The organism is Dryocola boscaweniae (genome assembly GCF_025215095.1).
GTDB lineage: Bacteria > Pseudomonadota > Gammaproteobacteria > Enterobacterales > Enterobacteriaceae > Dryocola > Dryocola boscaweniae.
The window spans coordinates 1-14,137 of sequence record NZ_JALHAP010000063.1 but is presented as its reverse complement, the minus strand read 5'-3'; the positions used below and the strand labels follow the sequence as shown (position 1 = coordinate 14,137).

Here is a 14,137-nt window from a genome sequence, read left to right as displayed (position 1 = left end):
AGACGTCCGGTGTGACCCGGACATCCTGTAACCAGTACAGCAGATGCGAGTAATTACTCGTCTTCCAGCTCGATGTTGATACCCAGCGAACGGATTTCTTTCAACAGCACGTTGAAGGATTCCGGCATGCCCGGTTCCATCTGATGATTACCGTCTACGATGTTTTTATACATCTTAGTACGGCCATTCACGTCATCAGACTTAACGGTCAGCATTTCCTGCAGGGTATAAGCAGCGCCGTATGCTTCCAGCGCCCACACTTCCATCTCACCGAAGCGCTGACCACCGAACTGTGCCTTACCACCCAGCGGCTGCTGAGTAACCAGGCTGTAAGAACCGGTAGAACGCGCGTGCATTTTGTCGTCAACCAGGTGGTTCAGTTTCAGCATGTACATGTAACCTACGGTTACCTGACGCTCAAACTGCTCACCGGTACGGCCGTCGAACAGGGTAATCTGACCAGAAGATGGCAGACCGCCGAGTTGCAGCAGCTCTTTGATTTCAGACTCTTTAGCACCGTCGAAGACCGGCGTAGCAATCGGCATACCTTTTTTCAGGTTCTCAGCCAGGCGCAGAACTTCTTCGTCGGTGAAGGTATTCAGATCAACCTTCTGACGAACGTCTGTACCCAGGTCATACGCTTTCTGGATGAATTCGCGCAGTTTGGCGACTTCCTGCTGCTGTTTGAGCATCGCGTTGATTTTCTCACCGATGCCTTTCGCAGCCATACCCAGGTGGGTTTCCAGAATCTGACCGATGTTCATACGAGACGGTACGCCCAGCGGGTTCAGTACGATGTCTACCGGCGTGCCGTTTTCATCGTAAGGCATATCTTCGATCGGGTTGATCTTGGAGATAACACCTTTGTTCCCGTGACGACCTGCCATCTTGTCACCAGGCTGAATCTGACGTTTAACGGCCAGATACACTTTAACGATTTTCAGCACGCCCGGTGCCAGGTCATCGCCCTGAGTGATTTTGCGGCGCTTGGCTTCAAGTTTCTTCTCAAACTCGTGCTTCAGCTCGTCGTACTGCTCCGCCAGCTGTTCGAGCTGGTTTTGCTTCTCTTCGTCGCTCAGACCCAGTTCCAGCCAGCGGTCACGAGGCAGTTTGTCGAGCTTCTCAGCTTCAACGCCGCCGGCAACCAGTACCGCATGGATACGGGCAAACAGACCAGCTTCAAAAATCTGCAGTTCTTCAGTCAGGTCTTTTTTCGCCTGCTTCAGTTGCATCTCTTCGATTTCCAGCGCGCGCTTGTCTTTTTCCACGCCATCGCGGGTGAAGACCTGCACATCGATAACGGTACCGGAAACGCCGTTTGGTACGCGCAGAGAAGAGTCTTTAACGTCAGACGCTTTCTCACCGAAGATGGCACGCAGCAGCTTCTCTTCTGGCGTCAGTTGGGTTTCACCTTTCGGCGTTACCTTACCAACCAGAATGTCGCCACCGGTCACTTCAGCACCGATATAAACGATACCGGATTCATCCAGTTTAGAGAGCGCCGCTTCACCCACGTTAGGGATGTCCGCCGTGATCTCTTCTGGCCCCAGCTTGGTGTCACGAGACACGCACGCCAGTTCCTGAATGTGAATAGTAGTGAAACGATCTTCCTGAACAACACGCTCGGATACGAGGATGGAGTCTTCGAAGTTGTAACCGTTCCACGGCATGAACGCTACGCGCATGTTCTGGCCAAGCGCCAGTTCGCCGAGGTCGGTAGACGGACCGTCTGCCAGCACGTCGCCACGTTCAATAGGTTCACCCAGGGACACACATGGCATCTGGTTGATGCAGGTGTTCTGGTTAGAACGGGTGTACTTAGTCAGGTTATAGATGTCGATACCTGCTTCGCCGGCATGCATCTCGTCTTCGTTAACCTTGATAACGATACGGGAAGCATCCACGTACTGAACGGTACCGCCACGTTTGGCTACGGCAGTAACGCCGGAGTCAACGGCAACAGCACGTTCCATACCGGTACCCACCAGCGGCTTATCAGCGCGCAGAGTCGGAACCGCCTGACGTTGCATGTTCGCACCCATCAATGCACGGTTGGCGTCATCATGTTCCAGGAACGGGATCAGGGATGCACCGACGGAAACCACCTGCTGGGTGGAAACGTCCATGTAGTCAACCTGGTCGTTGCTGAACAAGCTTGATTCGCCTTTGCTACGGCAGGTAACCAGGTCGTCTACGAAACGGCCTTCTTCGTCCAGGTTGGTGTTCGCCTGGGCGATAACATAGTTACCTTCTTCGATAGCAGACAGATAATGAATTTCGTCTGTTACCACGCCATCAACTACGCGACGATACGGGGTTTCTAAGAAGCCGTATTCGTTGGTCTGTGCATAAACAGACAAGGAGTTGATAAGACCGATGTTCGGACCTTCAGGCGTTTCGATTGGGCATACACGACCGTAGTGGGTTGGGTGTACGTCACGTACTTCGAAGCCTGCGCGCTCACGGGTCAAACCACCCGGGCCGAGTGCGGAGATACGACGTTTGTGCGTAATCTCAGACAGCGGGTTGTTCTGGTCCATAAACTGAGAAAGCTGGCTGGAACCGAAGAACTCTTTTACCGCAGCAGAGATAGGCTTGGCGTTGATCATATCCTGAGGCATCAGGGTATCCAGATCGCCTAAAGACAGACGCTCTTTCACCGCACGCTCAACACGTACCAGACCAACACGGAATTGGTTTTCCGCCATTTCGCCTACGGAACGGATACGACGGTTGCCGAGGTGGTCGATATCATCCACTTCGCCCTGGCCGTTACGAATACCGATAAGCTTACGCATAACTTCGATGATGTCGTCTTTGCTCAGGATACCTGAACCTTCGATCTCATCACGCAGCAGAGAACGGTTGAACTTCATACGACCAACCGCAGACAGATCATAGCGGTCTTCGGAGAAGAACAGGTTCTCGAACAGACTTTCGGCTGCTTCACGCGTTGGTGGCTCGCCAGGACGCATCATGCGGTAGATCTCAACCAGCGCGCTCAGACGATCGTTGGTTGGGTCGACGCGGATGGTCTCGGAGATATACGGGCCATGATCCAGATCGTTGGTAAACAGCGTTTCGATGCGCTTGTGACCAGACTGGCTCAGTTTAGCCAGCAGATCCAAAGACAGTTCCATGTTCGCCGGGCAGATCAGTTCGCCAGTTGAAGCATCAACGTAGTCTTTAGCCGCGACTTTACCAGCAATGTATTCAACCGGAACTTCGATAAGCTTGATATCGTCTTTTTCCAGTTGGCGAATATGGCGCGCGGTAATACGGCGGCCTTTTTCGACATACACTTTGCCGTCAGCTTCGATGTCAAAGGATGCGGTCTCGCCACGCAGGCGTTCCGGCACCAGTTCCATCTGCAGCTTGTTGTCACGGATTTCGAAATTAACTTTCTCAAAGAACAGATCGAGAATCTGCTCAGTGGTGTAGTTCAACGCACGCAGAATAATGGTCGCTGGCAATTTGCGGCGACGGTCAATACGTACGAACAGGTTATCTTTCGGGTCGAATTCGAAATCCAGCCAGGAACCACGGTAAGGGATGATACGTGCGTTATACAGCACCTTCCCTGAAGAGTGGGTTTTACCCTTATCACTGTCAAAGAACACGCCTGGGCTACGGTGCAACTGAGATACGATGACGCGCTCAGTCCCGTTGATAACAAACGTACCGTTGTCAGTCATGAGTGGAATTTCACCCATGTAGACTTCTTGTTCTTTAATGTCTTTTACGGTGCCTTCTGGCGCTTCACGCTCGTAGATCACCAGACGCAGTTTTACGCGCAGCGGAGCAGAATACGTCACGCCACGGATCTGACACTCTTTGACATCGAAAACTGGTTCGCCAAGACGATAGCTGACGTACTGCAGTTCCGAATTGCCGCTGTAGCTCTGGATTGGGAACACGGAACGGAAAGCTGCTTCCAGACCGTACTGCCCTTCAGGATCTTGCTCGATAAACTTCTGGAACGAGTCAAGCTGGATAGAAAGGAGATAAGGAATGTCCAGTACTTGCGGACGTTTTCCAAAATCCTTACGAATACGTTTTTTCTCGGTATAGGAGTAAACCATAGGGTTCCTCAGCTCGCTGACAAGTCGACCCATCTGTCCGACGAAGGGACAGTTTGTGCAACACTATTTTGTGGACCGGAAAGTGGAACACTTCCCGCAATACCTGTTTCTATCACTCTTAAACCATTTCGCTACGCTTTACCCCGGAACTCCCGGCGTAGAAAGTCGCAGTATATTAAGTCGTCGATAGAGACATGCATTGAATGGAAACCAGCAGTCAAACAGTGTGAAACGCTACTGGTACCCTACAGCGCAAAAAGGCTGGTGACTAAAAAGTCACCAGCCATCAGCCTAATTTCTCAGGCTGCAACCGGAAGGGTTGGCTTATTTAACTTCAACTTCAGCGCCAGCTTCTTCCAGAGATTTTTTCAGAGCTTCAGCGTCATCTTTGCTCACGCCTTCTTTCAGCGCAGCTGGTGCAGACTCAACCAGGTCTTTAGCTTCTTTCAGACCCAGGCCAGTTGCGCCACGAACTGCTTTGATAACGGCAACTTTGTTAGCGCCAGCAGCTTTCAGAATAACGTCGAACTCAGTTTTCTCTTCAGCAGCTTCAGCTGGGCCTGCAGCAACAGCTACAGCAGCAGCAGCGGAAACACCGAATTTTTCTTCCATTGCAGAAATCAGTTCTACAACGTCCATTACGGACATAGCGGATACTGCTTCAATGATTTGATCTTTAGTGATAGACATAACAATTGTTCCTGAAAATCAGAATTAGTTTATACGTAAGCAAGTGCGTTAGAAAAGAAAGTGCTATTAAGCAGCTTCTTTCTGATCGCGTACAGCAGCCAGAGTGCGAACCAGTTTGCCTGCAGAGGCTTCTTTCATGGTTGCCATCAGGCGTGCGATTGCTTCTTCGTAAGTTGGCAGAGTTGCCAGGCGATCGATCTGGGCCGCCGGGATCAGCTCACCTTCAAAGGCTGCAGCTTTAACCTCGAATTTTGCATTCGCTTTCGCGAACTCTTTGAACAGACGAGCAGCAGCGCCCGGGTGTTCCATAGAGTATGCAATCAAGGTTGGACCAACAAACGTGTCTTTCAGGCACTCGAACTGAGTACCTTCAACGACGCGGCGCAGCAGGGTGTTACGAACAACACGCATGTAAACGCCAGCTTCACGACCTGCTTTACGCAGTTCAGTCATTTTATCTACGGTAACGCCACGGGAATCCGCAACAACCGCAGACAGCGCGCCTTTGGCTACTTCGCTGACTTCAGCAACAATCGCTTGTTTGTCTTGAAGATTTAAAGCCATTAGCTTTGCTCCTGGATATTAGCCGGGGTTTCCCCCGGAACTCACTTCACTCATTACCAAAACGATAATGAACGTCGACATACGGTGAGCAGAAACAAGCCAAAGACTATCAAAAATATTCTTCAGGTTCTGTCACCGTCTACGCAGGAAATTAAGCCTCTTGCGAGACGCCTGCGGTCTTGGACGGAGGCCTGGATAAGGCCAGGCTCCAACCGAAAATTCTGTGCGCCTTGCAAGCAAGGCAACGGGCGTAAGATTCTAGACTAATCGAACGCCCGCGTAAAGCAGCGATTATTAGTTCGCCACCGCGTTCAGACCAGACTGGTCGATCGCAACACCTGCACCCATGGTGGTAGACAGGCTAACTTTCTTAATGAAAACGCCTTTCGCCTGAGATGGTTTTGCTTTTTTCAGCGCAACCAGCAGGGATTCCAGGTTTTCTTTCAGTTTGTCAGCGTCAAAATCCACTTTACCGATGGTTGTGTGAATGATGCCATTTTTGTCGTTACGGTAACGAACCTGACCAGCTTTAGCGTTCTTAACAGCTTCAGCAACGTTAGGGGTTACAGTACCAACTTTCGGGTTAGGCATCAGGCCACGTGGACCCAGAACCTGGCCCAGTTGGCCAACAACGCGCATTGCATCTGGAGATGCGATAACAACGTCAAAGTTCATTTCGCCTTTCTTGATCTGGTCAGCCAGATCTTCCATACCTACCAACTCTGCGCCAGCAGCTTTAGCTGCTTCAGCGTTAGGGCCCTGGGCAAATACGGCTACGCGAACTGAGCGGCCAGTACCGTGCGGCAGTACAGTTGCACCACGTACGTTCTGGTCAGATTTACGAGCGTCGATGCCGAGGTTAACAGCAACGTCAACGCTTTCTACGAATTTAGCAGTGGCCAGCTCTTTGAGCAGAGCAACGGCTTCGTTGATGTCATACTGTTTGGTCGCATCAACTTTGTCACGGATCACGCGCATGCGCTTGGTCAGTTTAGCCATTTCTTAATCCTCCACTACCAGGCCCATGGAACGAGCAGTACCTTCGATGGAGCGAGTCATCGCTTCAACGTCAGAACCAGTCATGTCCGCAGCTTTGGTTTCTGCGATTTCACGCACCTGAGCACGGGTTACTTTACCCACTTTGTCTTTGTTCGGCTTGCCGGAACCAGACTTGATGCCAGCAGCTTTCTTCAGCAGAACTGCAGCCGGTGGGGTTTTAGTAACGAAAGTGAAAGAACGGTCAGCGTAAACGGTGATAACAACCGGAATTGGCAGACCTTTCTCGATGGAATCGGTTTTGGCGTTAAACGCTTTACAGAATTCCATGATGTTAACACCCTGCTGGCCCAGAGCTGGACCAACTGGTGGACTTGGGTTCGCCATACCAGCTGCAACCTGCAGCTTGACGTAGGCTTGTACTTTCTTAGCCATCTAAATTTCCTCTAGTGGGTTATAGCGCCTCAAAAAGGCTCCCCGTGAATAAATCGTTTTATGTGTACAGGACACATAAAAACAAAAGGCGCGAAATTGTATGCCAATCTCGCGCCCTGTGCAACGATTAATCGCTGCTTTTACAAGCTGGCTATTAAGCCTTTTCGACCTGGGCAAAATCCAGTTCGACCGGTGTAGCACGACCAAAGATAGATACAGAAACCTTCAGGCGGCTCTTTTCGTAATCTACTTCTTCAACTACACCATTAAAGTCGGCAAACGGACCATCGCTAACACGGACCATCTCACCCGGTTCGAACAGCGTTTTAGGACGCGGCTTATCACCAACCTGCTGCAGGCGGTTCATGATCGCATCAACTTCTTTATCGCTAATTGGAGCCGGACGGTCAGACGTGCCGCCAATGAAACCCATAACGCGCGGAACGCTGCGCACCAGGTGCCAGCTCGCGTCGTTCATCACCATCTGGACCAGTACATAGCCCGGGAAGAATTTACGTTCGCTTTTGCGACGCTGGCCGCCACGGATTTCGACCACTTCTTCAGTCGGCACCATGACTTCACCAAATAACTCTTCCATGTTGTGCAATTTGATATGCTCGCGCAGCGAAGTTGCTACACGGCCTTCAAAACCGGAAAACGCCTGAACGACGTACCAGCGCTTTTTAGGGGCTTCAGACATCTCAGAACCTCAGGCCAGTAATAAAAGAAACCAGACGGACCAGGATACCGTCCAGGCCCCACAAAATCAGTGACATTACAGCCGTAACGGCGGCCACGATTAAGGTGGTATGCAATGTTTCCTGGCGAGTCGGCCAAATCACTTTACGTACTTCGGTTCTCGCTTCACGAGCGAAAGCAACAGTCGCTTTGCCTTTCGTCGTCAACAGCGCGACACCGCCCGCTGCAGCAATCATAATAACCACTGCCAGGGCACGCAGAGGCAAGGTTACATCACGATAAATGTAGTTGCCCACGATCGCTAAAATCAGCAGAACGGCAACAACCAGCCATTTCATCGTTTCCAGGCCGCGCCCGCTTCCGTGAGCTTCGGTATTCGCACTCATAAACCAACCTGTCACAATAAATCAGACAAACATTTTTGCCCCGCAGGCGCGAGGCAAAACCAAACCGAATTGCTCTTTTCAGGCGCTATTCGGTGTAGACGCCATCTTCAGAGCCTGTCTCAGCAATGATTATGAGTAAAAAATCACTGATGAGCCAGGTTCTGGTTCGAGAGCGTACAAAAAGGGCATCAAATGATGCCCTTTTCTTGCGCATTGCGTCAAATGTTATCAGCGATTAAGCGATAACTTTAGCAACAACACCCGCGCCAACGGTACGGCCGCCTTCTCGGATTGCGAAACGCAGACCGTCGTCCATTGCGATTGGGTGGATCAGGGTAACAACCATTTTGATGTTGTCGCCCGGCATGACCATCTCTACGCCTTCCGGCAGTTCGATGGTGCCAGTCACGTCAGTTGTACGGAAGTAGAACTGTGGACGGTAGCCTTTGAAGAACGGAGTATGACGGCCGCCTTCATCCTTGGACAGGATATAAACTTCAGATTCGAACTGGGTGTGCGGCTTAATGGAGCCTGGCTTAGCCAGTACCTGACCACGTTCGATTTCTTCACGTTTGATACCACGCAGCAGAACACCAACGTTCTCACCGGCACGGCCTTCGTCCAGCAGTTTGCGGAACATTTCAACGCCGGTACAGGTAGACTTAGCAGTGTCTTTGATACCAACGATTTCAACTTCTTCGCCAACCTTGATGATACCGCGCTCCACACGACCGGTAACAACGGTACCACGGCCGGAGATGGAGAAGACGTCTTCGATTGGCAGCAGGAACGGCTTGTCGATAGCACGCTCTGGTTCCGGGATGTAAGAATCCAGGTAGCCTGCCAGTTCAACAATCTTCGCTTCCCACTCAGCTTCGCCTTCCAGCGCTTTCAGCGCAGAACCGCGAACGATTGGCGTGTCGTCGCCCGGGAAGTCGTACTGGGACAGAAGTTCACGCACTTCCATTTCCACCAGTTCCAGCAGTTCTTCATCATCAACCATGTCGCACTTGTTCAGGAACACGATGATGAAAGGAACGCCAACCTGACGACCCAGCAGGATGTGCTCACGGGTCTGTGGCATCGGGCCATCAGTCGCAGCAACAACCAGGATAGCGCCGTCCATCTGCGCAGCACCGGTGATCATGTTTTTAACGTAGTCGGCGTGCCCCGGGCAGTCAACGTGCGCGTAGTGGCGAGTCGGGGTGTCATATTCAACGTGAGAAGTGTTGATGGTGATACCACGAGCTTTTTCTTCCGGCGCGTTATCGATCTGGTCGAATGCGCGGGCAGAACCACCGTAGGTTTTAGCCAGAACGGTAGTGATTGCAGCGGTCAGCGTTGTTTTACCATGGTCAACGTGGCCGATAGTACCGACGTTAACGTGCGGTTTTGTACGTTCAAACTTTTCTTTAGACATCGATTGTCCCTCTAAGACACGGATAAATCGGTGGTATCACCACATCAACCAGGCTTATGCCTGAATTTGCTGAATTTACTAACAGAAGAAAAACAGGGAGGAGAATAGAAGTGGTGCTGATAGGCAGATTCGAACTGCCGACCTCACCCTTACCAAGGGTGCGCTCTACCAACTGAGCTATATCAGCACATCTGGAGCGGGCAGTGGGAATCGAACCCACATCATCAGCTTGGAAGGCTGAGGTAATAGCCATTATACGATGCCCGCATCTTAGAACTCGGCTACCTGCTTAATTCTGTTTTGAATACGAAAGGAGACCTCTCAGTATTCGAGCCGACTCGCCTGGAGCTTATCGTCTCGGGCTTCGCGAAGCGTCGCCTAAAATTGGTGGTGGGGGAAGGATTCGAACCTTCGAAGTCGATGACGGCAGATTTACAGTCTGCTCCCTTTGGCCGCTCGGGAACCCCACCAGGCACTTGATGGTGCCGACTACCGGAATCGAACTGGTGACCTACTGATTACAAGTCAGTTGCTCTACCTACTGAGCTAAGTCGGCATCAAGTAGCGCGCATTCTAGGAACACAGGCGCCGCTATGCAACAAAAAAATCGCATAAAATGCACTACCGCTCACATTTTGCGCGACACATCGAATAATTGATGATTAAACCGTCATCAGCGGCTAATTTTTATCCTCACAGACAGTCATCCATCCCGGCGCTGGCCTCAGGTTAGCCCTTTACCGCACTTTAAAAGTGCATTTTCCCCTTTTATTGCTCCCGCGCTGAGCATCTGAAGCGTATTTTTATTAAACAAATCCATAAAACAGGCAGATGTGAGAGTTGGATCGTTTATTGCTTTAATTAAGATCACACCCACAGAGGAGAGCAGACGATGAAAATTGTTCCTTTAAATGCTGCCACACTGCCTGTTTATTGCCGGGAGCTTGCAACATTGCTTCTCGATTCGATTGCAAGCGGTGCGTCCGTGGGTTACCAGCAAGCCTTATCGCGAGAAGAGGCAGAGAGCATCTTTTATCGGTTACGGGGCGCGCTCGATAAAGGTGAAATAAAGATGTGGATTGCACGCGATGAGCATGGATTGATGGGCGTGGTACGCCTTGAGCTGTGCAACGAGCCGGATGGCTTGAACCGGGCGCTGATCAAATCGCTATTAGTACATCGCAGAGCCCGGCGGCAAGGCATTGGGAAACAATTAATCACCGCCTTAGAACAGGCTGCATTGGCTCATCGGCGGGGGTTGTTATTTCTTGATACCCAGGCGGGCACGCCAGCGGAAGCGTTTTACCGTGCACAGGGCTATCGCTGTCTTGGCGAACTTCCCGATTATGTTTGCTCTCACGATGGCTATTATCATCCTGCCGTTATCTACTACAAACGCTTATTTGCAGTGAATCAATTTATACGCGCAATCGCGAGTTAGGCCATCCTGATAACGTGATGCTTCCTCATGAAAGCATCACGTTATCTTTTTTTTCTTATTATTCTCCCCCGTCTGGTGTTACCCTCCTGCCCATTGTTGAAAAGTAAAATACGTTGCGCGCCTTTGATTATCTGGGGTTGGTTTCATTTCCTCAGTCCGCGTTTAACGTTCATTTTGTCCTGAATTACAGGCAGAAGCATGCTTATGAGTAATAAAGAGCAAATGTTGACGACTCCTTATATGCAGTTCAACCGAAGCCAATGGGCAGCCTTACGTGCTTCAGTGCCGATGACGCTGACCGAAGGGGAAGTCGCACGGTTGAAAGGTATCAACGAAGATCTCTCGCTTGAAGAGGTGGCAGAAATTTACCTGCCTCTTTCGCGTCTGCTGAATTTCTATATCAGTTCAAACTTACGCCGCCAGGCCGTGCTTGAACAATTTCTCGGCACTAACGGACAGCGCATTCCTTACATTATTAGTATTGCGGGGAGTGTCGCGGTAGGTAAAAGCACAACCGCACGCGTGCTGCAGGCTTTACTTAGTCGCTGGCCAGAGCATCGCCAGGTTGAATTGATTACAACCGATGGTTTTCTTCATCCGAATAAAGTGCTCAAAGATCGTAACTTGATGAAGAAGAAGGGCTTTCCACAATCCTATGATATGCATCGTCTGGTGAAGTTTGTTTCCGACCTCAAGTCAGGCGCGGCTAATGTTACCGCGCCGGTTTATTCCCATCTTATTTATGATGTGATTCCTGATGGCGATAAAACAGTTACTCAACCAGATATTTTAATCCTTGAAGGATTAAATGTTCTACAAAGCGGTATGGACTATCCGCACGACCCACATCATGTATTCGTTTCGGATTTCGTCGACTTTTCGATTTACGTGGATGCTCCTGAAGACCTACTCCAGGATTGGTATATCACTCGTTTTCTGAAATTCCGCGAAGGAGCGTTTACCGATCCGGATTCTTATTTCCACAGTTACGCTAAGTTGTCAGAGGATGAAGCGGTTAACGTTGCGATGCAGCTCTGGAAAGAGATTAACTGGATGAATCTTAAAGAAAATATTCTTCCAACGCGCGAACGAGCCAGTTTAATCATGACGAAAAGCGCAAATCATGCAGTAGAAAGTGTCCGCTTAAGAAAATAATAAAAAAGGGGATAGCATTCCCCTTTTATTTTAATTTACGCCACGAAGTGATATTTCTCCGCCCACCCAGGGTTTGACTATCCCATCTTGCTCTAATAGCAGCGCGCCTTGTTCATTTATTCCTCTGGAAATTCCGTATATTTCACGATCGCCAATAATTAATTTAACCTGACGATTAGCATAATTATCAAGTATCGCCCAGCGGGAGAGGAATGGCGCCAGGCTTTCCTGCTCAAATAAAGTTAATGCGGCGCGTAATTCATGAATCAAAGTAATAGCCAACGCGTTCCGATCAATATTGATTCCAGCTTCCTGAAGATTGATCCAGCCCTGGTTAATCACATCCGTTGCAACGTTACGCATAGCGAGGTTAATGCCCGCCCCAATAACAATCTGCGCTGTATCCCCAGTCTTTCCTGTCAGTTCGACAAGTATGCCGGCCAGCTTACGATCGTTGAGATAAAGATCGTTAGGCCATTTAACTCTGACCTCTTTGGCACCCAGGTTCCGCAGTACCTCGGCCATGACGATACCAATGACCAGGCTCAGACCGACTGCCGCGGCGGGTCCTTGCTCCAGTCGCCAGTACATTGAAAGATAGAGGTTTGCGCCAAATGGGGAGAACCATTGCCGTCCACGCCGGCCACGTCCCGCCTGTTGATATTCAGCAATGCAGGCGTCCCCAGGCTGGAGACTATCAAGCCGCTCAAGCAAATATTGATTAGTGGAATCAATGACAGGTAATACAGCAACCGATCCCTGTTTTACTTGCGATTGAATCAGGGATTCATCAAGCAATTGTATAGGAGCGGGTAAGCTGTAGCCCTTCCCCGGTACGGTAAATACGTCAACCCCCCAGTCACGCAGCGTTTGAATATGTTTATTTATAGCCGCACGACTCATTCCAAGATGTTCACCCAGCTGTTCCCCGGAGTGAAATTCTCCGTCTGCCAGAATACCGATCAGGGTAAGGGGAATTTTATTATCTTTCACGCTATGGTCTCCACGGCACTGACTTCACCTTGCGGGCCAATAAAGCGAACCTCTGGCTCCAGCCATACATTAAACTTTTCACCAACGCTCTGGCGAATATGATGCGCCAGGCTGACGATATCCTCACTGGTGGCATTCGCTTCATTTATCAATACTAACGCCTGTTGGCGATGAACTGCGGCACCGCCAATCTGATATCCCTTCAATTCGCACCGATCGATAAGCCATCCTGCGGCTAATTTTACCGATCCATCAGCCTGGGGATAGTGAGGCATATTAGTGAATTTCGATAATAGCTCGTCTGCTTGTTCCGCAGTAATAACCGGATTTTTGAAAAAACTGCCAGCATTACCATTAACGCGAGGATCAGGGAGCTTTGTCATACGCATGTGACATACCGCATCAAAAACTTCCTGAGGGGTGGCAATTGCTGGATCGAAGCGGATTAAATCACCGTAAGTCAGCACGGGTTGCCATATTTTAGGAAGGCGTAGACCAACGGCAATAATCACGTAATTGTTTTGATAATCATGTTTGAAAATACTGTCGCGGTAGCCAAACTGACACTGTTTATTATCAAGGCGATGCAGTTCGCCGCTACGCATATCAACACAATCAACGTAAGCGCAAACTTTCTTCAATTCAATGCCATAGGCACCAATATTTTGAATGGGGGAAGAGCCGACACAGCCAGGAATCAACGCCAGATTTTCCAACCCCGGCATGTTTTGTTGCAAGGTATATTCAACAAGATGATGCCAGTTTTCACCCGCGCCAATGTGCAAATGCCATGCATCATCCTTTTCTGTCACCTCAATCCCGTTAATGCGATTAACTATTACCGTTCCGACAAAATCATCAAGAAAGAGAACGTTGCTCCCCTCGCCCAGGATCAAAACCGGCTTGTGTATTGATACGGCTTCGCTCCAGGTCTCCTTGAGTTGTTGCACTGTTTGCGCAATGACAACACGCGAAGCATTGGCCGGAATACCGAAAGTATTGAAGGGCTTAAGAGAGGTGCTCATGTCGATATCTTTCCTGAGTTTAAACCCGAATAGTTTACCTTATCTGGCTGAGCTTGGCTTGTTTGACGGGGAATGTTGTAAATCGCAGACGGCAAAAAGCCCTGTACGTCAGTACAGGGCTTTCCACTTATTTGGAGCCTGGCAGTTCCCTACTCTCGCATGGGGAGACCCCACACTACCATCGGCGCTACGGCGTTTCACTTCTGAGTTCGGCATGGGATCAGGTGGGACCACCGCGCTGTTGCCGCCAG

General features: G+C 50.1%; 12 protein-coding genes, 4 tRNA genes and 1 rRNA gene. 2 read left to right on the top strand and 15 right to left on the bottom strand.

Translation table 11 applies throughout. From position 1 onward, the window contains the following. Positions 1 to 53 precede the first annotated feature (53 nt). The 12 genes from rpoB to MUA00_RS00645 form a co-directional block, all read right to left on the bottom strand. Entirely contained in the window at positions 54 to 4,082 is a 4,029-nt protein-coding gene (rpoB, locus tag MUA00_RS00700) for a DNA-directed RNA polymerase subunit beta (protein ID WP_271121282.1), read from the bottom strand. A 324-nt stretch (positions 4,083 to 4,406) separates the two neighbouring features. Continuing rightward, the gene (rplL, locus tag MUA00_RS00695) at positions 4,407 to 4,772 is read right to left on the bottom strand and encodes a 50S ribosomal protein L7/L12 (RefSeq protein ID WP_000028882.1); all 366 of its coding nucleotides are present in this window, start codon (positions 4,770 to 4,772) and stop codon (positions 4,407 to 4,409) included. A 66-nt stretch (positions 4,773 to 4,838) separates the two neighbouring features. After that, positions 4,839 to 5,336, bottom strand: a complete 498-nt coding sequence (rplJ, locus tag MUA00_RS00690) for a 50S ribosomal protein L10 (RefSeq protein WP_012882962.1) — start codon at positions 5,334 to 5,336, stop codon at positions 4,839 to 4,841. A gap of 294 nt (positions 5,337 to 5,630) precedes the next feature. Next, the gene (rplA, locus tag MUA00_RS00685; RefSeq protein WP_202308010.1) at positions 5,631 to 6,335 is read right to left on the bottom strand and encodes a 50S ribosomal protein L1; all 705 of its coding nucleotides are present in this window, start codon (positions 6,333 to 6,335) and stop codon (positions 5,631 to 5,633) included. 3 nt (positions 6,336 to 6,338) lie between these two features. Further along, a complete protein-coding gene (gene rplK, locus MUA00_RS00680; protein WP_121268269.1) occupies positions 6,339 to 6,767 on the bottom strand; it encodes a 50S ribosomal protein L11 in 429 nt (142 codons plus the stop codon). Positions 6,768 to 6,921: 154 nt separating this feature from the next. Next, a complete protein-coding gene (gene nusG / locus MUA00_RS00675; RefSeq protein ID WP_002438628.1) occupies positions 6,922 to 7,467 on the bottom strand; it encodes a transcription termination/antitermination protein NusG in 546 nt (181 codons plus the stop codon). A gap of 1 nt (position 7,468) precedes the next feature. After that, a complete protein-coding gene (secE, locus tag MUA00_RS00670) occupies positions 7,469 to 7,852 on the bottom strand; it encodes a preprotein translocase subunit SecE (RefSeq protein ID WP_202308012.1) in 384 nt (127 codons plus the stop codon). A gap of 235 nt (positions 7,853 to 8,087) precedes the next feature. Further along, on the bottom strand, positions 8,088 to 9,272 hold the full coding sequence (gene tuf / locus MUA00_RS00665) for an elongation factor Tu (RefSeq protein WP_271121281.1): 1,185 nt from the start codon (positions 9,270 to 9,272) through the stop codon (positions 8,088 to 8,090). Positions 9,273 to 9,383: 111 nt separating this feature from the next. Next, positions 9,384 to 9,459, bottom strand: a tRNA-Thr gene (locus MUA00_RS00660). Between the two features lie 5 nt (positions 9,460 to 9,464). After that, positions 9,465 to 9,539: transfer RNA gene (locus tag MUA00_RS00655), tRNA-Gly, on the bottom strand. A 118-nt stretch (positions 9,540 to 9,657) separates the two neighbouring features. Then, a tRNA-Tyr gene (locus MUA00_RS00650) sits at positions 9,658 to 9,742 on the bottom strand. A gap of 10 nt (positions 9,743 to 9,752) precedes the next feature. Further along, positions 9,753 to 9,828 (bottom strand) — tRNA-Thr (locus MUA00_RS00645). Between the two features lie 336 nt (positions 9,829 to 10,164). Between MUA00_RS00645 and MUA00_RS00640 the strand changes: the two genes are divergently transcribed. Both MUA00_RS00640 and coaA read left to right on the top strand, forming a co-directional pair. Beyond that, positions 10,165 to 10,713, top strand: a complete 549-nt coding sequence (locus MUA00_RS00640; protein WP_271121280.1) for a GNAT family N-acetyltransferase — start codon at positions 10,165 to 10,167, stop codon at positions 10,711 to 10,713. Between the two features lie 204 nt (positions 10,714 to 10,917). After that, a complete protein-coding gene (gene coaA / locus MUA00_RS00635) occupies positions 10,918 to 11,868 on the top strand; it encodes a type I pantothenate kinase (protein WP_271121279.1) in 951 nt (316 codons plus the stop codon). A gap of 30 nt (positions 11,869 to 11,898) precedes the next feature. On the opposite strand, the gene birA is transcribed toward coaA, so the two are convergent. The 3 genes from birA to rrf form a co-directional block, all read right to left on the bottom strand. After that, entirely contained in the window at positions 11,899 to 12,861 is a 963-nt protein-coding gene (gene birA, locus MUA00_RS00630; protein ID WP_271121278.1) for a bifunctional biotin--[acetyl-CoA-carboxylase] ligase/biotin operon repressor BirA, read from the bottom strand. Next, positions 12,858 to 13,886 (bottom strand): UDP-N-acetylmuramate dehydrogenase, encoded by a 1,029-nt coding sequence (gene murB, locus MUA00_RS00625; protein ID WP_271121277.1) that lies wholly within the window; start codon positions 13,884 to 13,886, stop codon positions 12,858 to 12,860. The genes birA and murB overlap by 4 nt, the downstream gene beginning before the upstream one ends. Before the next feature lie 136 nt (positions 13,887 to 14,022). Further along, positions 14,023 to 14,137, bottom strand: a 5S ribosomal RNA gene (gene rrf, locus MUA00_RS00620).

Excerpts from the sequence above, each read along its gene's own strand:
- rpoB (WP_271121282.1), bottom strand. The coding sequence starts at position 4,082 with ATGGTTTACTCCTATACCGAGAAAAAACGTATTCGTAAGGATTTTGGA.
- tuf (WP_271121281.1), bottom strand. The coding sequence starts at position 9,272 with ATGTCTAAAGAAAAGTTTGAACGTACAAAACCGCACGTTAACGTCGGT.
- coaA (WP_271121279.1), top strand. The coding sequence starts at position 10,918 with ATGAGTAATAAAGAGCAAATGTTGACGACTCCTTATATGCAGTTCAAC.
- nusG (WP_002438628.1), bottom strand. The coding sequence starts at position 7,467 with ATGTCTGAAGCCCCTAAAAAGCGCTGGTACGTCGTTCAGGCGTTTTCC.
- murB (WP_271121277.1), bottom strand. The coding sequence starts at position 13,886 with ATGAGCACCTCTCTTAAGCCCTTCAATACTTTCGGTATTCCGGCCAAT.
- rplA (WP_202308010.1), bottom strand. The coding sequence starts at position 6,335 with ATGGCTAAACTGACCAAGCGCATGCGCGTGATCCGTGACAAAGTTGAT.
- rplL (WP_000028882.1), bottom strand. The coding sequence starts at position 4,772 with ATGTCTATCACTAAAGATCAAATCATTGAAGCAGTATCCGCTATGTCC.
- MUA00_RS00640 (WP_271121280.1), top strand. The coding sequence starts at position 10,165 with ATGAAAATTGTTCCTTTAAATGCTGCCACACTGCCTGTTTATTGCCGG.
- rplJ (WP_012882962.1), bottom strand. The coding sequence starts at position 5,336 with ATGGCTTTAAATCTTCAAGACAAACAAGCGATTGTTGCTGAAGTCAGC.
- rplK (WP_121268269.1), bottom strand. The coding sequence starts at position 6,767 with ATGGCTAAGAAAGTACAAGCCTACGTCAAGCTGCAGGTTGCAGCTGGT.
- secE (WP_202308012.1), bottom strand. The coding sequence starts at position 7,852 with ATGAGTGCGAATACCGAAGCTCACGGAAGCGGGCGCGGCCTGGAAACG.